Here is an 18,141-nt window from a genome sequence, read left to right as displayed (position 1 = left end):
GGGGCACATTCAGGTGGTCCCGGAATGGGTCCCAGGACAAGGGGAGAGACCCGGTGGTCAGCAACGAGCAGCGGCGGCGGCAGCTCGCCCGGGAGAAGTTCGCGCGCCAGCAGGAGCGGCGGGAGGCCGCGCGGCGCCGGGCCCGGATGCGCAACGCGGTGATCGCGGGGGCGCTCGCGGTGGTCGTGGCCGGTGCCGCGGTGTCGTACGCGGCGGGCGCCTTCGACGGCGACGAGTCGACGAAGGACGACGCGGCAGCGCGGCCCACCAGCGCGCCGAAGGACCCCTGCGAGAAGGCGGCGCCCGGCGCCGTGAAGCCGCTGAGCTTCAAGAAGGAGCCGGCGCTCGACATCGACAAGTCGGCGGACTACCGGATGAACCTCGAGACGACGTGCGGCGACATCGGCCTCGACCTGGACGCGGCGAAGGCCCCGCACACCGTCAACTCGTTCAACTTTTTGGTGAACAAGGGCTATCTCGACCACACCAAGTGCCACCGCCTGACCACCGGCGGGATCTACGTCCTGCAGTGCGGTGACCCCAAGGGCACCGGCGAGGGCGGCCCCGGCTACTCGATCCCGGACGAGAACCTCAAGGACAAGCGCCTGAAGGGCAACGTCTATCCGGCCGGCACGGTGGCCATGGCGAACCAGTACAACGCCGGGAAGAAGAAGGGGCGCGACACCGGTGGCAGCCAGTTCTTCCTGGTGTACCAGGACAGTCAGCTGCCGCCCGACTACACACCGTTCGGGACCATTTCCGATTCCGGGATGAAGGTTCTGAAGAAGATCGCGGCCGCCGGCGAGAGCAGCGGTCGGGGCGACGGCGCACCGAACGCGACGGTCGTCATCGACAAGGCCACCGTCACGAAATCCTGAGGCCCGGTGGGCAAACTTCAAACGCGCTGGATGCGGACAGCCGCCCCGCCGGTCGCCTATGTTGGCGGTGACGAAACTGTGGACGATGCCGGGGGCCCGACGGCCCTGCGCAGGCATCATGTGGAGGAGGCGCTGTGAGCAGCGACCCGTGGGGCCGCGTCGACGAGACGGGGACCGTGTACGTGCGTACGGCCGACGGCGGCGAGCGAGTGGTCGGTTCGTGGCAGGCAGGATCTCCGGACGAGGCCCTCGCCTACTTCGAGCGCAAGTACGACGGTCTGGTCGTCGAGATCGGACTTCTCGAGCGCCGGGTGAAGACGACCGACCTGTCCGCCAAGGACGCCATGACCGCCATCGACCATCTGCGCCAGCAGGTGGACGAGGCGCATGCCGTCGGCGATCTGGACGCGCTGAGCAAGCGGCTCGACAAGCTCGTGGAGACCGTCGAGTCGCGCCGCGAGGAGCGCAAGGTCCAAAAGGCCAAGCAGTCCGACGAGGCGCGGCACGCCAAGGAGGCCCTGGTCACCGAGGCCGAGGAGCTGGCCCAGAGCGAGCAGTGGCGGGCGGCCGGCGAGCGGCTGCGGGCCCTGGTGGACACCTGGAAGGGTCTGCCGCGCCTCGACCGCAAGTCGGACGACGAGCTGTGGCACCGCTTCTCGCACGCCCGCTCGGCGTTCTCCAAGCGGCGCAAGGCGCACTTCGCGTCCCTCGACGCGCAGCGCGAGGACGCCCGCAAGGCCAAGGAGAAGCTGGTCGGCGAGGCCGAGGCGCTGTCGAACTCGACGGACTGGGGCCCGACGGCGGCCCGTTACCGCGAGCTGATGGCCGACTGGAAGGCCGCGGGCCGTGCCCAGCGCGAGCACGAGGACGACCTGTGGAACCGCTTCCGCGGCGCCCAGGACGTGTTCTTCGCGGCGCGCAGCTCGGTCTTCGCCGAGCGCGACGCGGAGCAGGGCGAGAACCTCAAGCTCAAGGAGGAGCTGGCCGACGAGGCCGAGAAGCTCGTCCCGGTGACGGATCTGAAGGCGGCCCGTGCCGCGTTCCGTTCCCTCAACGAGCGCTGGGAGGCCATCGGCCACGTCCCGCGTGACGCCCGCCCGAAGGTCGAGGGCCGGATGCACGCCGTGGAGCGGGCGCTGCAGGAGTCCGAGGAGGCCGAGTGGCGCCGTACGAACCCGGAGGCACGCGCGCGTGCCGAGGGGCTCACCGGTCAGCTGCAGGCGGCCGTGGACAAGCTGACGGAGCAGATCGAGAAGGCTCGCGCCGCGGGCAACGACGCCAAGGCCGACAAGCTCCAGAAGGAACTCGACGGCCGCCAGGCGCTTCTCGACCAGGCCCTCAAGGGTCTGCACGAGTTCGGCGGCTGACCGGGTCCTCACGACACATGGGTCCGCCCCCGGCGCCGAACGCCGGGGGCGGACCCATGTGTGACAGGAGTCAGGGCCTGCGCGTCGAGGTGACCCGGTAGACGTCGTACACGCCCTCCACTCCCCTGACCGCCTTGAGGACGTGCCCCAGGTGCTTGGGGTCGCCCATCTCGAAGGTGAAGCGGGAGGTGGCGACGCGGTCGCGGGAGGTCTGCACGGCCGCCGACAGGATGTTCACGTGCTGGTCCGAGAGGATGCGCGTGACGTCGGAGAGCAGCCGCGAGCGGTCCAGGGCCTCCACCTGGATGGCGACCAGGAAGACCGAGGACTGGGTGGGCGCCCACTCGACCTCGAGGATCCGCTCGGGCTCGCGGGAGAGCGAGTCCACGTTGACACAGTCGCTGCGGTGCACCGATACGCCGCTGCCGCGGGTGACGAAGCCGATGATGGGGTCTCCGGGGACGGGCGTGCAGCAGCGGGCCAGCTTGACCCACACGTCCTCGACACCCTTGACCACGACGCCCGGGTCGGCGTTGGAGCGGCGCTTGCTGCGCCCGCGCGAGGGCGGCGCGCTCTCGGCGATGTCCTCGTTGGCGGCCTCCTCGCCGCCGAGGGCCTGCACGAGCTTCTGGACGACGGACTGCGCGGTGACGTGGCCCTCGCCGATCGCCGCGTAGAGCGAGGAGATGTCCGGGTAGCGCATCTCGTGCGCGAGGGTGACCAGGGAGTCGCCGGTGAGGATGCGCTGGATCGGCAGGTTCTGCTTGCGCATGGCCCGCGCGATGGCGTCCTTGCCCTGCTCGATCGCCTCGTCGCGGCGCTCCTTGGAGAACCACGCGCGGATCTTGTTGCGCGCCCGGGGCGACTTGACGAAGCCGAGCCAGTCGCGGGAGGGGCCCGCGCCGGCCGCCTTGGAGGTGAAGACCTCCACCAGGTCGCCGTTGTCCAGGGTGGATTCGAGCGGTACGAGGCGGCCGTTGACCCGTGCGCCTATGGTGCGGTGGCCGACCTCGGTGTGCACCGCGTACGAGAAGTCGACCGGGGTCGCGCCCGCGGGCAGCGCTATGACGTCGCCCTTCGGCGTGAAGACGAAGACCTCGTTGCGCGACAGGTCGAAGCGCAGCGATTCGAGGAACTCGCTGGGGTCCTCGGTCTCCTTCTGCCAGTCGAGCAGCTGGCGCAGCCACGCCATGTCGTTGAGGTGGTCGTCCTTGCCGGTCTTCCTCGGCACGTCGGTGCGCACCTTGGAGGCGCCGGCGACGGCCTCCTGCTTGTACTTCCAGTGCGCGGCGATGCCGTACTCGGCGCGGCGGTGCATGTCGAAGGTGCGGATCTGCAGCTCGACGGGCTTGCCGTTGGGGCCGATGACCGTCGTGTGCAGCGACTGGTACATGTTGAACTTCGGCATCGCGATGTAGTCCTTGAACCGGCCGGGGACCGGGTTCCATCGCGCGTGCACGGTGCCGAGGGCGGCGTAGCAGTCGCGGACCGTGTCGACCAGGACCCGGATGCCCACCAGGTCGTAGATCTCCGCGAAGTCGCGGCCGCGGACGATCATCTTCTGGTAGACGCTGTAGTAGTGCTTCGGGCGTCCGGTGACGGTGGCCTTGATGCGGGCGGCGCGCAGGTCGGCCTGGACCTCGTCGGTCACTATGGCCAGGTACTCGTCGCGCTTGGGGGCGCGCTCGGCGACCAGGCGCACGATCTCGTCGTACATCTTGGGGTAGAGGATCGCGAAGGCGAGGTCCTCCAGCTCCCACTTGATGGTGTTCATGCCCAGGCGGTGCGCCAGCGGAGCGTAGATCTCCAGGGTCTCGCGGGCCTTCTTCTCCTGCTTCTCGCGCTTGAGGTAGCGCATCGTGCGCATGTTGTGCAGGCGGTCGGCGAGCTTGATGACCAGGACGCGGGGGTCCTTGGCCATCGCGACGACCATCTTGCGCACGGTCTCGGCCTGCGCGGCCTCGCCGAACTTGACCTTGTCCAGCTTGGTCACGCCGTCGACGAGCAGGGCGACCTGGTCGCCGAAGTCGCGCTTGAGGGTGTCCAGGCCGTACTCGGTGTCCTCGACGGTGTCGTGCAGGAGCCCGGCCATCAGGGTGGCCGGGTCCATGCCGAGCTCGGCGAGGATGGTCGTCACGGCGAGCGGGTGCGTGATGTACGGGTCGCCGCTCTTGCGCTTCTGGCCACGGTGCCAGCGCTCGGCGACCTGGTAGGCCCGCTCGATCTGGCGCAGCGTCGCCGTCTCGATCTTGGGGTCGTTGCTCCGCACTATGCGCAGCAGGGGCTCCAGGACCGGGTTGTACGGGTTGGAGCGCTGGACGCCGAGCCGGGCGAGGCGGGCCCGCACGCGGTTGGACGAGCCCGAGCGCGCGGGCTGGCCGGTGGCGGGGCGGACGGCGGGGGCCGTCGGGTGGTCGTCGGCGGGCTGCTTCGGGCGGGGCTGCTCGGCCGGCTTGTCGCCCCGGGAGACCTCTTCCTTGGCGCGCTGCGCGGACGTGCCGGCCTGCGCGCCGTCTGCCTTGTTCGCGGACGCGGCGGAGCCCGCCGAGGCCTGCTGGGCCTTCTGGGCGGCCTTGGCGGCGGTGAGTGGCTGGGACTCGTCTGGCAAGAGCGCTCCCTGTGCGCGATCCGGGTCCTCCGGTCAGGCCCCGAAGAGCCCATGGTATCGATCCTGGGCCGCAGGGTCGCCTCCGGCCGGTGAGACGCCCCTGTACTGGAGAAACGTGCGGGACGATCCATGGATTCCCGCGGTCGCCGCCGTCGGCGTCCGTCGGTCGCCCGGCGCGGTCCCCCTCCCGCTCCGCGTACCCGCGTGGGCCGGGTCCAGAGCAGGAACCGGCCGAAACGACGACGGGCGCCCCGGTCCGTACCGGGGCGCCCGTCGCGTCGTGTCACGAGCCGTCTCAGACGGTGATCAGCGCCTCCAGCGGCGCCCCGGCGAGGGCGGGCTCGAGCCGCTGCCGGCCGTCGAGGAAGCCGAGCTCCATGAGGACCGCGACCCCGGCCACCTCGGCGCCCGAGCGGCGGATCAGCTCCACCGAGGCCGCCGCGGTGCCGCCGGTGGCGAGGACGTCGTCGATGACCATGACGCGGTCGCCCGCGGCCAGGTCCTCGGCGTGCACCTCGATCTCGGCGCTGCCGTACTCCAGGTCGTAGGCCTGCTTGAGCGTCGCTCCGGGGAGCTTGCCCGCCTTGCGTACGGGGACGAAGCCGAGCCCGGCGCGGACGGCGACGGGGGCGCCGAGGATGAAGCCCCGGGCCTCCAGACCGACGATCTTCGTGGCGCCGTGCCGCACGCTGAGGTCGGCCAGCGTGTCCGTGAGCGCCGAGAACGCGGCCGGGTCCGCAAGGAGCGGGGTGATGTCCTTGAACATCACGCCCGGCTTGGGGTAGTCCGGCACGTCACGGATGCGGCTGACGAGCAGCTCCGTGACGCCCGCGAGCTCGGTCATCGGCGCTTCCCCGAGGGACGGCCCTTGCCGCGGTTGCGGGACGGCGGCTGCGTACGGGGGCCGACGACCGCCGGAGCGGCGTCGCCGGGCTCCTCGTCCCGCGCGTACTCGTCACCGGCGGACACCGGCGCCTCCGCCGACTCGCCCTTGGCCGCGGCCGCCGCGCGCTTGGCGAGCACCCGCTTCTTGAGGGCCTTCATCTGCGGCTCGCGCTCCTTGAAGTCGGCGACGAGTGGCGTGGCGATGAAGATCGAGGAGTACGCACCGGCCGCGAGGCCGACGAACAGCGACAGCGAGATGTCGTTGAGCATGCCGGCGCCGAGGACGCCGCCACCGATGAAGAGCAGACCGGCCACCGGGAGCAGCGCGACGACCGTGGTGTTGATGGAGCGCACCAGGGTGCCGTTGATGCTGCGGTTGGCCAGTTCGCTGTAGGTGTACCTGGTCTGCTTGGTGATGTCCTTCGACTGCTCCTTCAAGCTGTCGAAGACCACCACCGTGTCGTAGAGCGAGTAACCGAGGATGGTCAGCAGACCGATCACCGTGCCGGGGGTGACCTCGAATCCGACCAGCGCGTACACACCCACGGTGATGGTGATGTCGTGGATGAGCGCGATGAGCGCCGCCAGGGCCATGCGCCACTCGAAGGCGATGGCCAGGTAGACCACCACGAGGACCATGAAGATCGCCAGGCCCTGCCAGGCCTTGTTGGCGATCTGCTCGCCCCAGCTGGGGCCCACCAGGTCGGCGTCGATGTCGCCGGCCTTGACGTCCAGGTCCTCGGCCAGCGCCCTCTTGATCTGGTCGGACTTCTTGATGTCCACGCCCGCGATCTGGATGCGGAGCTTGTCGCCGCCCAGCTTCTGGACGATCGCGTCGTGACCGGACGCCTTCTCCGCCGACTCCTCGGCCTGCGCCACCGAGACGCTGGTCTTCGGGGTGTTGAAGACGGCGCCGCCCTCGAACTCGATGCCCATGTTCAGGCCGCGCACCGCCAGGCCGACGATGGCCGTGATGGTGATCAGTATCGAGATGCCGTACCAGATCTTGCGCTTGCCGACGAAGTCGTAGCCGACCTCACCGCGGTAGAGCCTGGCGCCGAGATTGCCGAGCTTCGACATCTCACGCCTCCTTCGGGTCGACAGGGCCGGCGGGGGGAGCGGTGCGGCGGGAGCGGCGCAGCGGGGGCTTGGCTCCGAGCCGCTTCGGGTCGAGGCCGGACCACTTGTGGCCGCTCGCGAAGAACTTCTTGCGGGCCATGAGCGTCATCAGCGGCTTGGTGAAGAAGAACACCACGACGACGTCGAGCAGCGTGGTCAGGCCGAGTGTGAACGCGAAGCCCTGCACCTTGCCGACCGTGACGACGAAGAGCACGGCGGCGGCGAGGAACGACACGAAGTCGGAGACTAGGATGGTGCGCCGGGCGCGCGGCCAGGCCCGCTCGACGGCGGGACGCAGCGTACGGCCCTCGCGGATCTCGTCACGGATGCGTTCGAAGAACACGATGAACGAGTCCGCCGTGATGCCGATCGCGACGATCGCACCACACACCGCGGGCAGGTTCAGCGCGAACTTAATCGTCGGGCCGAGCAGCGTCATGATCGCGTACGTCAGCACCGCGGAGACCAGGAGGCTCGCGATGGCGATGAGCGACAGGCCGCGGTAGTAGGCCACGAGGTAGATGATCACGAGCGCGAGACCGATGGCGCCCGCGATGAGGCCGGCCTGGAGCTGCTCGCCGCCGAGTGCGGGGCTGACGGTCGTGACGCTCTGCTCGTGGAAGGTGAGGGGCAGGGCGCCGTACGACAGGATGTTGGCGAGGTCCTTCGCCGACTCCTGGTCGAAGCTGCCGGAGATCTCGGCGTTGCTGTTCAGGGTCGTGCTGACGCTGGGGGCCGAGGCCACTTCGCCGTCGAGGACGATCGCGAACTGGTTCTGCGGCGGCTGCTGCGTCTTGATCTTGCTGGTGACCTCGGAGAACTTCTTGGAGCCACCCTTCGTGAACTCCATGTTGACGACCCAGGCACCGGACTGCTGGTTGATCGTCGCCTTGGCGTCGTCGACGTCCTTGCCGTTGAGCTCGGCGGGGGCGAGGATGAACTTGTCCCAGGTCTTGCCGTCGGGGCTCTTGCCACAGGCGACCGTCGGGTCGGAGGGCTTCACACCGCGGCCGGCCTCGGCGCGGGCCTTCTTGTCCGTGCAGTCGAGCTTGGTGAACTTCTCCTGCAGCTTGGCGGTGGCCGGGTCCGGTGTCGGCGCCTTGTCGTTCTTCTTGCCGTCCTGGCCGTCCTTGGCCTCGCCCGACGGCGTCGGGTCGGCCTTCAGGGCCTCGCTGACGGCGCGGCCCTGCGGCGAGGGGTCGCCGGACGGGGAGTTCGCCTTGTCGGTCGCCTTGTCCGTGGCCTTGTCGGTGACCTCGTCCTTGCCCTTGTCCTTGCCCTTCTCCTTGTCCGTACCGGACGAGGGGCTGGCGGACGGGTCGGGCGTGGGCTGGCCGGGGGCCTGCGTGATCACCGGACGGAAGTAGAGCTGAGCGGTCGTGCCGACCTGCTCGCGCGCCTGCTTCTCGTTCGAACCCTTGGGGATGTTGACGATGATGTTCTTGTCGCCCTGGGTCTGAACCTCGGCCTCGGAGACACCCAGACCGTTGACGCGGTTGTTGATGATGTCAACCGCGGTGTTCATGTTGGTCGGGTTGATCGCGTCCTTCTGGCCCGGCTCGTTCTTGGCCTCGAGCGTGATGCTCGTGCCGCCGGCGAGGTCGATGCCCAGGCGCGGCGTGGTGTGCCCGGAGAGGAACATGCCCCCGGTCAGCGCCACGAGGGCGATCAGGATGAAGACCAGAGAGCGTCCCGGCTTGCCCGGGGCGCTCTGCCTTCGGCCCTTCTTCGGTGCTGCCACCTTCTCGTTCTCCCTGTCCAACCGCCCGGCGTCCGGTCTTCCCCCGTAAGCGTCGGAGGTCCGGGCGGGCGGCCATGAAGTGGTGTCGAGATTCGGCGCGAAATGCACGTGATCCGGGGCCCGAGGAGCGCGAGCGGCGCACCCCATGGGCCCCGGTCGTGACTACTTCGCGTCGGACTCGCCGTCGGTCTTCTTCGGCTCCGCGTCGTCGGCCCCGGCGGCCGCGTCCTTCTTGCCGAGGTCGATGGGCGAGTCGTCGGAAGCGCCGGCGGGCTCGTCGGTCTCGGTCAGGGAAGAGGCGTCGTCCGGGACGACGGGGGTGTCCTCTTTCAGGTCGTCCTCGGTGCCGTGCACGATGCGGTTGTACTCGTCGTCCTCGAGGACGGCACCGATCGAGTTCTTCGCGTAAACGGCGTGGACACCGGGGGCCACCTCAAGGAGGACGGCTTCGTCGTGAACCTCCTTGACGGTGGCGTACATGCCCCCGATCGTGCGGATGCCGGTGCCGGGATGCATTTCGTTACGCATCTGCGCGGCGGCCTGCTGCTTCTTCTTGGCAGACCGGGTCATCAGGAACATGGCCCCGATGAGCACGATGAAGGGGAGGAGGGTCACGATATTCACGGGACGGAGTTTCCTTCGCACGACCGCGCAGGTAAGCGGCCATTGGGATGGGGGTGGGTACGCCACCCGCAAGGGCGGCATCGGCGGAGTCTAAGCGAGTCCGCACCTAACGAACAACGCTCAGCATGGCACCGCAGTTCCTGAGGGGGCGACTCTCCGCGCCGTTGCCCCTCCCCCGCGGTGTCCTTGCGTCCTTGTCACGTCCCGAACAGGTCCTGTTGTCCCTTTCCCCCCGCCTGGGGCGGGGGGACGAGGCCGAGATGCGCCCACGCCGCGGGGGTACCGACACGGCCGCGCGGGGTGCGGGCGAGCAGTCCTTCCCGTACCAGGAAGGGCTCCGCCACCTCCTCGACCGTCTCGCGCTCCTCCCCCACCGCGACCGCGAGCGTCGACAGGCCGACGGGGCCGCCGCCGAACAGTTTGAGCAGCGCCTCCAGGACGGCGCGGTCGAGGCGGTCCAGGCCGCGCCCGTCGACCTCGTAGACCGCGAGGGCGGCGCCCGCGATCTCCCTGTTGATCGATCCGTCGGCCTTGACCTGGGCGTAGTCCCTGACGCGACGCAGCAGGCGGTTGGCGATACGGGGCGTGCCGCGCGAGCGGCCCGCGATCTCGGCGGCGCCGTCGGTGTCGATCTCCACGTCGAGCAGCTGGGCGGAGCGGTGGACGACCCGCTCCAGCTCGGCCGGTTCGTAGAACTCCATGTGGGCGGTGAAGCCGAAGCGGTCGCGCAGCGGCGGGGGCAGCAGACCCGCGCGCGTGGTGGCGCCGACCAGGGTGAAGGGCGGCAGCTCCAGGGGGATGGCGGTGGCGCCGGGACCCTTGCCGACGATGACGTCGACGCGGAAGTCCTCCATGGCCATGTAGAGCATCTCCTCGGCGGGCCGCGACATCCGGTGGATCTCGTCGAGGAAGAGCACCTCGCCCTCCTGGAGGGAGGAGAGGATCGCGGCGAGGTCGCCCGCGTGCTGGATGGCGGGGCCGCTGGTGATGCGGATCGGGGCGCCCATCTCGGCGGCGATGATCATCGAGAGGGTCGTCTTGCCGAGGCCGGGTGCACCGGAGAGCAGCACGTGGTCGGCGGTGGCGCCGCGCGCGCGGGCCGCGCGCAGGACCAGGTCGAGCTGTTCGCGGACCTTCTCCTGGCCGATGAACTCGCCCAGGTCCTTGGGGCGCAGGGCGGCCTCGACCGCCTGGTCCTCGCCGCCGGCGACGGAGTCCACCAGCCGCTCCGCGGCGGGCCCGACGAGCCGGTCGGCCGCGGCGCCGGCGTCGTCGGTCGTGTCGTCCCAGTTCATGCGGTGTGCCTCGCGATGCGGTTCTAGGGGCCGGCGGGTGTGCGTGCCCGGTGGCTAGCGGGTGCGGTTCAGGGTCTGGAGCGCGGCCTTGAGGAGCTGGCCGACCTGGGGGGTGCCCTCGGTGGCCTCGGCCTGGGGGGTGACGGCGGCGACGGCCTCGTCGGCCTCGCGCGTGGCGTACCCGAGGCCGATCAGGGCGGCGTGCAGCTGCTCGCGCCAGCCGGAGGTCACGGGCGTTCCGATGGCGGGGCCGCCGGTGCCGAGGGGCTCGCCGAGGCGGTCCTTGTACTCCAGGAGAAGCTTCTGGGCGCCCTTCTTGCCGATGCCGGGCACGGCGGTGAGCGCCTTCTCGTCTCCGGTGGAGACCGCGCGGCGCAGGGCGTCCGGGCTGTGCACGGCGAGCATGGCCTGGGCCAGGCGCGGGCCGACGCCGCTCGCGGTCTGCAACAGCTCGAAGGTCTGGCGCTCGTCGTCGTCCGCGAAGCCGTAAAGGGTGAGGGAGTCCTCGCGGACGACCAGGGAGGTGGCGAGCTTGGCCGGCCGGCCGACGCGGAGGGTGGAGAGCGTGTTCGGCGTGCACTGGACGGCCATGCCGATGCCGCCGACCTCGACCACCGCGGCATCGGGGGCGAGGGCGGCTACCGGGCCGCTGACGAAGGCGATCATGGGGTACGGCCTTTCTGTGCTGTCGGGGCGGTGGCCCTGGGGTTCCGGGTGGGGGCGCTCGGTGCGGGGGTGGTCCCGGCGGTCTGCGCGGCGTGCCGGGCCACGGCCTGCTGGAGGCGGTTCTGGGCGACCGCCTGCTGCAGGCGGCTCTGCGCGGGGGCGCGCCAGATGTGGCAGATGGCCAGGGCCAGGGCGTCCGCGGCGTCGGCGGGCTTGGGCGGCGCGTCGAGCCGCAGGAGACGGGTGACCATCGCGCCCACCTGGGCCTTGTCGGCGCGGCCGCTGCCGGTGACGGCGGCCTTGACCTCGCTGGGGGTGTGCAGGGCGACGGGGATGCCGCGGCGCGACGCGCAGAGCATGGCGACGGCGCTGGCCTGGGCGGTGCCCATCACCGTACGGACGTTGTGCTGGCTGAACACGCGCTCCACGGCGACGACTTCGGGCCGGTGCTCGTCGAGCCACTGCTCGATGCCCTGCTCGATGGCGACGAGCCGGTGGCCCAACTCCGCGTCGGCGGGCGTGCGGACGACGCCGACGCCGCGCATCGCGAGCGGCCGTCCCGCCACTCCCTCGACCATACCGACACCGCACCGGGTGAGTCCCGGGTCGACCCCCAGCACGCGCACGTAAGCCCCTCCCATCGCCTGTCCGTGCAGGCTATCGGGTCCCTCTGACAACGCGACGGGCCGACGGGGGTGTGTCCCGTCGGCCCGTTCGCACCCCGCACGGGGCGCAGGTCTGTGCGGAGCGCTCAGGCGTCGACCTTCGCCATGACCTCGTCGGAGACGTCGAAGTTGGCGAAGACGTTCTGCACGTCGTCGCTGTCCTCCAGGGCGTCGATCAGCTTGAAGATCTTGCGGGCGCCCTCCTCGTCCAGCTCGACCTGCATGGTCGGGACGAAGTTGGCGTCGGCCGAGTCGTAGTCGATGCCGGCCTCCTGGAGGGCGGTGCGGACCGCGACCAGGTCGGTGGCCTCGCTGAGCACCTCGAAGGTGTCGCCGAGGTCGTTGACCTCTTCGGCGCCCGCGTCCAGGACAGCGCCGAGCACGTCGTCCTCGCCCAGCTCGCCCTTGGGCACGATCACGACGCCCTTGCGGTGGAACAGGTACGAGACGGAGCCCGGGTCGGCCATCGAGCCGCCGTTGCGGGTCATGGCGACGCGGACGTCGGAGGCGGCACGGTTGCGGTTGTCGGTGAGGCACTCGATGAGCACCGCGACGCCGTTCGGGCCGTAACCCTCGTACATGATCGTCTCGTAGTCGGCGCCACCGGCCTCGAGACCGGCACCGCGCTTGACCGCGGAGTCGATGTTCTTGTTCGGGACCGAGCTCTTCTTGGCCTTCTGGATGGCGTCGAAGAGGGTCGGGTTACCCGAGACGTCGGCGCCGCCGGTGCGGGCCGCCACCTCGATGTTCTTGATCATCTTCGCGAAGAGCTTGCCGCGCTTGGCGTCGATCACGGCCTTCTTGTGCTTCGTCGTAGCCCATTTAGAGTGGCCGGACATCTGCCTGTCTCCTTCGCGTTACCCAACAACCAGTAAGAACTCTCCCAGACCTTAAGGCCCCGGGGGGATCCCCGGAGATCCTACAAGGATCCCGCGCGCGCGTTCCCCCGCGCCATCTCCACGAACAGGGCGTGGACGCGATGGTCACCCGTCAGTTCGGGGTGGAAGGAGGTGGCGAGCGCGTTGCCCTGGCGCACGGCGACGATGTGGCCCCCGTGCTCGGCGAGCACCTCGACCTCGGCGCCGACCGACTCGACCCAGGGCGCGCGGATGAAGACGCCCTCCACGGGGGCGCCCTCGACGCCCGTGACGTCGACGGCCGCCTCGAAGGACTCGTTCTGCCGCCCGAAGGCGTTGCGCCGCACGATCATGTCGATGCCGCCCACCGTCTCCTGGCCCGAGCGCGGGTCGAGGATCTTGTCGGCGAGCATGATCATGCCGGCGCAGCTGCCGTAGACGGGCATGCCGTCACGCACGCGCGCGCGAAGGGGCTCCATCAGGCCGAAGAGGGTGGCCAGCTTGGAGATGGTGGTGGACTCGCCGCCGGGGATGACCAGGCCGTCGACCTCGGCGAGCTCCTCGGGGCGCCGGACCGGCCTGGCCACGGCGTCCGCCGAGGCCAGGGCGATCAGGTGCTCCCGTACGTCCCCCTGGAGGGCGAGGACGCCCACGACGGGGGTGGTTCCGGGAGCGGTCATCACCAGCCCCGGTTCGCGTAGCGCTCGGTCTCGGGCAGGGTGTCGCAGTTGATGCCGACCATGGCCTCGCCGAGGTTGCGAGAGGCGTCCGCGATGACCTTCGGGTCGTCGAAGAAGGTGGTGGCCTTCACGATGGCGGCGGCGCGCGCGGCCGGGTCGCCGGACTTGAAGATGCCGGAGCCGACGAAGACGCCCTCGGCGCCGAGCTGGCGCATCAGGGCGGCGTCGGCCGGGGTGGCGACGCCACCGGCGGAGAAGAGGACCACCGGGAGCTTGCCGAGCTCGGCGGTCTCCTTGACCAGCTCGTAGGGGGCGCGGAGCTCCTTGGCGGCGGCGTACAGCTCGTTGTTGTCGTAGCCGCGCAGACGGGCGATCTCGTTCTTGATCTGGCGCAGGTGGCGGACGGCCTCGACGACATTGCCGGTGCCGGCCTCGCCCTTGGAGCGGATCATGGCCGCGCCCTCGGCGATGCGGCGCAGGGCCTCGCCCAGGTTGGTGGCGCCGCACACGAACGGGGTCGTGAAGGCGAACTTGTCGCTGTGGTTGACCTCGTCGGCCGGGGTGAGGACCTCGGACTCGTCGATGTAGTCGACGCCGAGGGACTGCAGGACCTGGGCCTCGACGAAGTGGCCGATGCGGGACTTGGCCATGACCGGGATGGAGACGGCCTCGATGATCTCTTCGATCATGTTCGGGTCGGACATCCGGGCCACGCCGCCGTCCTTGCGGATGTCGGCGGGCACCCGCTCCAGCGCCATGACGGCGACCGCGCCGGCGTCCTCGGCTATCTTCGCCTGCTCGGCGTTGACGACGTCCATGATCACGCCGCCCTTGAGCTGCTCGGCCATGCCGCGCTTCACGCGTGCGGTGCCGGTCTCGGGCGTCTGGTTGCTGCTGGCGGGGGTGCTGGACACGGAGTTGACCTCACTCGCTGAAGAGGATTTCTGCAGCTCCGAGGAAACGCCGGGGCACCAGGCCACAGCAAGGGCCAATGGATGACCGGTGGCTCATTTTTCCGGGACGTGGCAGGTCAGGACCGTACAGGCCGGTGTTTCGGGGCTGGTGCGCGTCACCCGGTCGCGCGGTCGGCCAGGGCCACCGGAGGCTCGTCGTCCATCTCGAAGGCCAGCGGGAACGGCGCGTGACCGGCGAGCCGGAACCAGCGCACCGTGCGGTGGCGGCGCAGGGCGCGGGCGGCGCGTACGGCGTCGTTGTGGAAGCGGCGGGCCATCGGGACCCTGCGTACGGCCGCGGCGAGCTCGGTGGCCGCCTCGTCGCCGCCCGGCGCCTCGCGTACCGCCTCGACCTGCTGGACCTCGCCGAAGATGGCCCGCAGCGCCTGGCTGAGCTCGCTCTCGGCGACCTCGCGGTGCTCCTCCTCGGCCTGCCGGGCCGCGTGCGCCGCCTCGTAGAGCACGATCGAGGCGGCGGGGTCGAGTACTCCGGAGGTGGCCAGCTCCTGGGCGACCGAGGCGCGGCGCAGCAGTTGCGCGTCGAGGGCGGCGCGGGCCGCGTCGATACGGGCGTGCAGGCGGTCGAGCCGGCCGGCGGTCCAGCTCAGGTAGAGGCCGATCGCGAAGAGGGCGGCGGCGATCCAGATCAGTGTCGAGGTCACGGGCCGCAAGGTTAACGGGCGGGGGCCGTTAGCGGGCGGGGGCGCCTTGGGGAGTCTCGGGGCGCGGTGGTCTAAGGTGCCGTCTTCGGGGGCCTCGCCCCCGAGCCCCCTGGCGCGCTCCGCGCGTGTCCTCAAGCGCCGGACGGGCTGACATCGCGCGCCCACCCGCCCCCGTACCACCCATCGCGCTGCGCGCTCGTCCTCAAGCGCCGGACCGGCTGACATCGCGCGCCGCACCCGTCCTCGTACCGGCGATCGCGCTCCGCGCTCGTCCTCAAACGCCGGACGGGCTTGTTGCGCGCGCCCCGCACCGAGCCCCGGCTCAGCCCCGCTGCGCCAGCCCGAACCTCGCCCGCAGGCCCGTCCGGTCGTCCTCCGCCACCGAAGCCGCGCCGTCCGTCACCGTTTCGTAGACCGCGAGGATGTCCGCGCCGACCGTCGTCCAGTCGAAGCGGCGTACGTGGGCGCTGCCGCGCTCGCGCAGGCCCTCGCGGCGTTCCGGGTCGGCGAGCAGGCGGACCGCCGACTTGGCGAGGGACTCGGCGTCCTCGTTGCCGAAGAGGTCTCCCGCCGCGCCCTGGTCGAGGACCTGGGCGAAGGCGTCCAGGTCGCTGGCGAGGACCGGCGCGCCCGCGGACATCGCCTCGACCAGGATGATGCCGAAGCTCTCGCCGCCGGTGTTCGGCGCGATGTACAGGTCGACGCTGCGCAGCAGCCGCGCCTTGTCCTCGTCGCTGACCATGCCGAGGAACTCGACCCGGGAGCGGAGTTCGGCGGGGAGCGAGGCCACCGCCTCCTCCTCGTCGCCGCGGCCCGCCACCAGCAGGCGGGCGTTCGGGCGTTCGGCGAAGATCTGCGGGAGCGCCTTCATGAGGACCGGCAGGCCCTTGCGGGGCTCGTCGATGCGGCCGATGAAGCCGATCGTCTCCCCCTGCCACTCGGGCCTCGGCTCGGCGTCGGCGAAGAAGTCGACGTCGACGCCATTGGGGATGACGACCGCGTCGCCGCCCAGGTGTTCGACGAGGGTACGGCGCGCGTACTCGCTGACCGCGATGCGCGCGCTGATCTTCTCCAGGGCGGGCTGCAGGATCGGGTACGCGGCGATCATCGCCCGCGAACGCGGGTTGGACGTGTGGAACGTCGCGACGATCGGGCCCTGCGCGGCCCAGCAGGTGAGCAGGCCGAGCGAGGGCGAGGCCGGCTCGTGGATGTGGATGACGTCGAAGGTGCCGTCGTGCAGCCAGCGCCGCACCCGCGCGGCCGACAGGAAGCCGAAGTTGAGACGGGCCACCGAGCCGTTGTACGGGACGGGAACGGCGCGTCCCGCCGACACCACGTACGACGGCAGCGGGGTCTCGTCGTCGGCCGGGGCGAGGACGGAGACCTCGTGCCCCAGGCGGATGAGGTGCTCCGCCAGGTCGCGGATGTGGAACTGGACGCCGCCCGGCACGTCCCAGGAGTACGGGCAGACGATGCCGATCCTCACGCGGACTCCCCCGCCCGGCCCTGGTCGGCGCGGGGTTCCAGGTCGTCGAGCCACAGACGCTGCAGCATGTGCCAGTCCTCCGGGTGGTCGGCGATACCGGTGGCGAAGGCGTCGGCCAGCGCCTGTGTCATGACGGACGTCTTCTCCACCCGGGTACCTGTCTCGGAGACCTCGACGGGCGGGTGGACGCGGCCCTTCATGACGGGGGAATCGTCGTACCACAGAGTGACGGGGAGCAGCAGCGCGCCGGTCTGCTGGGCGAGCAGGGCGGGGCCCGCGGGCATCCGGGCGGTGTCCCCGAAGAACTTCACCTCGACGCCGGAGGACGACAGGTCCCGGTCCGCGACCAGACAGACCAGGCCGCCCGCGCGCAGCCGCCGGGCCAGCGTGCCGAAGGCGGCGCCGCCCTCGTGCGGGAGCACCTCCATGCCGAGGCTCTCGCGGTAGGCGACGAAGCGGTCGTACAGCGTCTCGGGCTTGAGGCGCTCGGCGACCGTGGTGAAGGGGGTCTCCAGCTTCGTGGTGACCCAGGCGCCCGCGAGGTCCCAGTTGCCGAGGTGCGGCAGCGCGAGGACCACGCCCCTGCCGGCGGCGAGGCCGTCGGTGAGGTGGTGGACGTCCTTGACGTCGAAGCCGTCCCTGATGCGCTCCCTGCTCCAGGAGGGCAGCCGGAAGGACTCCATCCAGTACCGCAGGTAGGAGCGCATGCCCGCCCTGGAGAGCTCCGCGAGGCGCTGCGGGCTCGCGTCGGGCACCACGCGCGCGAGGTTGGACTCCAGGCGCAGCACGCCCTTGCCGCGGCGCTTCCACGCGGTGTCGGCGATGGTGCGGCCCAGGCGCTCGGCGACCGGCTCCGGCAGCTTCTTGACGGTGCTCCAGCCGAGGCCGTACAGCGCGTCGGTGAGTCGGTCCTTCACTGCGCGGCCTCACTCTCCTGCGCCCCGGCGGCCGCGGCGGCGTCCGCCTCGGCGGACTCCCGGCGCACGGTCACGACGCGCTGGACGAGTGTCACCATGCTGCCGGCCGCGACGATCCACAGGGCGATGGGCAGCAGGATCTGGATGCCGGGCACACCGAACTTGTGCAGACCCGCGAGGCCTGCGGCGACCAGGGTGATCACCAGGCGCTCGGCGCGCTCCACCAGGCCGTTGACGGCGACGGGCAGGCCGATGGCCTCGCCGCGCGCCTTCGTGTACGAGACGACCTGACCGCTCGCCAGACAGAAGATGGAGACGGCGCAGAGGATGTTGTCGTCGCCCGATCCGGCGTACCAGAGGGCGAGGCCGCCGAAGATCGCGCTGTCGGCCACCCGGTCGAGCGTGGAGTCGAGGAAGGCGCCCCAGCGGCTGGAACGGCCCAGCTGGCGGGCCATGTTGCCGTCGACGAGGTCGGAGAAGACGAACGACGTGATGACGATCACGCCCCAGAAGAACTCTCCGCGGGGGAAGAAGACCAGCGCTCCCGCCACCACACCGGCCGTGCCGATGAAGGTGACCGCGTCGGGGCTGACCCCACGGCGGATGAGAAACGCGGCGAACGGCGTGAGGACACGCGTGAAGAATGCACGCGCGTACTTGTTCAGCATGGCCTTCCCGAGGGCTCGGTGCGCCGCGTGGCCCCGTTGGCCACCGGCCGACCCATCGTAGTCACGCCCC

The 18,141-nt window shown here is 70.7% G+C and carries 17 protein-coding genes; 2 read left to right on the top strand and 15 right to left on the bottom strand.

The annotated features are described in order from the left end of the window. The first annotated feature begins 53 nt into the window (after positions 1 to 53). Both ACZ6B8_RS28345 and ACZ6B8_RS28340 read left to right on the top strand, forming a co-directional pair. Entirely contained in the window at positions 54 to 878 is an 825-nt protein-coding gene (locus ACZ6B8_RS28345; protein ID WP_471609099.1) for a peptidylprolyl isomerase, read from the top strand. Positions 879 to 1,012: 134 nt separating this feature from the next. After that, complete coding sequence (locus ACZ6B8_RS28340; protein ID WP_471609098.1) at positions 1,013 to 2,245, top strand: DUF349 domain-containing protein; 1,233 nt, start codon at positions 1,013 to 1,015, stop codon at positions 2,243 to 2,245. Positions 2,246 to 2,315: 70 nt separating this feature from the next. Here ACZ6B8_RS28340 and ACZ6B8_RS28335 read toward each other — a convergent pair whose 3' ends face one another. From ACZ6B8_RS28335 to pgsA, 15 genes are all read right to left on the bottom strand, one after another. Further along, positions 2,316 to 4,853, bottom strand: a complete 2,538-nt coding sequence (locus ACZ6B8_RS28335; protein WP_471080971.1) for a RelA/SpoT family protein — start codon at positions 4,851 to 4,853, stop codon at positions 2,316 to 2,318. Positions 4,854 to 5,148: 295 nt separating this feature from the next. Further along, entirely contained in the window at positions 5,149 to 5,697 is a 549-nt protein-coding gene (locus tag ACZ6B8_RS28330) for an adenine phosphoribosyltransferase (protein WP_362371590.1), read from the bottom strand. Continuing rightward, on the bottom strand, positions 5,694 to 6,818 hold the full coding sequence (gene secF, locus ACZ6B8_RS28325) for a protein translocase subunit SecF (protein WP_471080962.1): 1,125 nt from the start codon (positions 6,816 to 6,818) through the stop codon (positions 5,694 to 5,696). The genes ACZ6B8_RS28330 and secF overlap by 4 nt, the downstream gene beginning before the upstream one ends. A gap of 1 nt (position 6,819) precedes the next feature. Further along, positions 6,820 to 8,598: a protein translocase subunit SecD gene (gene secD / locus ACZ6B8_RS28320; protein ID WP_471609097.1), complete on the bottom strand. Its 1,779-nt coding sequence runs from the start codon at positions 8,596 to 8,598 to the stop codon at positions 6,820 to 6,822. 162 nt (positions 8,599 to 8,760) lie between these two features. Next, a complete protein-coding gene (gene yajC / locus ACZ6B8_RS28315) occupies positions 8,761 to 9,222 on the bottom strand; it encodes a preprotein translocase subunit YajC (protein WP_471609096.1) in 462 nt (153 codons plus the stop codon). A 197-nt stretch (positions 9,223 to 9,419) separates the two neighbouring features. Beyond that, positions 9,420 to 10,517: a Holliday junction branch migration DNA helicase RuvB gene (ruvB, locus tag ACZ6B8_RS28310; protein WP_471080953.1), complete on the bottom strand. Its 1,098-nt coding sequence runs from the start codon at positions 10,515 to 10,517 to the stop codon at positions 9,420 to 9,422. A 54-nt stretch (positions 10,518 to 10,571) separates the two neighbouring features. Further along, on the bottom strand, positions 10,572 to 11,183 hold the full coding sequence (gene ruvA, locus ACZ6B8_RS28305; protein WP_471080950.1) for a Holliday junction branch migration protein RuvA: 612 nt from the start codon (positions 11,181 to 11,183) through the stop codon (positions 10,572 to 10,574). After that, entirely contained in the window at positions 11,180 to 11,809 is a 630-nt protein-coding gene (gene ruvC / locus ACZ6B8_RS28300) for a crossover junction endodeoxyribonuclease RuvC (RefSeq protein ID WP_471609095.1), read from the bottom strand. Before ruvC ends, ruvA begins: the two co-directional genes overlap by 4 nt. Positions 11,810 to 11,934: 125 nt before the next feature. Next, entirely contained in the window at positions 11,935 to 12,687 is a 753-nt protein-coding gene (locus ACZ6B8_RS28295) for a YebC/PmpR family DNA-binding transcriptional regulator (RefSeq protein ID WP_469254177.1), read from the bottom strand. Between the two features lie 80 nt (positions 12,688 to 12,767). Continuing rightward, positions 12,768 to 13,385: a pyridoxal 5'-phosphate synthase glutaminase subunit PdxT gene (gene pdxT, locus ACZ6B8_RS28290; protein ID WP_471609094.1), complete on the bottom strand. Its 618-nt coding sequence runs from the start codon at positions 13,383 to 13,385 to the stop codon at positions 12,768 to 12,770. Continuing rightward, a complete protein-coding gene (gene pdxS, locus ACZ6B8_RS28285; protein WP_471080941.1) occupies positions 13,385 to 14,299 on the bottom strand; it encodes a pyridoxal 5'-phosphate synthase lyase subunit PdxS in 915 nt (304 codons plus the stop codon). The genes pdxT and pdxS overlap by 1 nt, the downstream gene beginning before the upstream one ends. A gap of 155 nt (positions 14,300 to 14,454) precedes the next feature. Continuing rightward, on the bottom strand, positions 14,455 to 15,000 hold the full coding sequence (locus tag ACZ6B8_RS28280) for a LemA family protein (protein ID WP_471080937.1): 546 nt from the start codon (positions 14,998 to 15,000) through the stop codon (positions 14,455 to 14,457). A gap of 322 nt (positions 15,001 to 15,322) precedes the next feature. After that, positions 15,323 to 16,486 (bottom strand): glycosyltransferase family 4 protein, encoded by a 1,164-nt coding sequence (locus ACZ6B8_RS28275; protein WP_471080934.1) that lies wholly within the window; start codon positions 16,484 to 16,486, stop codon positions 15,323 to 15,325. Beyond that, positions 16,483 to 17,403 (bottom strand): phosphatidylinositol mannoside acyltransferase, encoded by a 921-nt coding sequence (locus ACZ6B8_RS28270; RefSeq protein ID WP_471609093.1) that lies wholly within the window; start codon positions 17,401 to 17,403, stop codon positions 16,483 to 16,485. Before ACZ6B8_RS28270 ends, ACZ6B8_RS28275 begins: the two co-directional genes overlap by 4 nt. After that, entirely contained in the window at positions 17,400 to 18,071 is a 672-nt protein-coding gene (pgsA, locus tag ACZ6B8_RS28265; protein WP_471080927.1) for a phosphatidylinositol phosphate synthase, read from the bottom strand. Before pgsA ends, ACZ6B8_RS28270 begins: the two co-directional genes overlap by 4 nt. Between the last annotated feature and the right edge of the window lie 70 nt (positions 18,072 to 18,141).

The organism is Streptomyces sp. NPDC041122 (assembly GCF_055592445.1).
The sequence above is the reverse complement of the archived record's forward strand: the minus strand, read 5'-3'. Positions and strand labels throughout refer to the sequence as shown.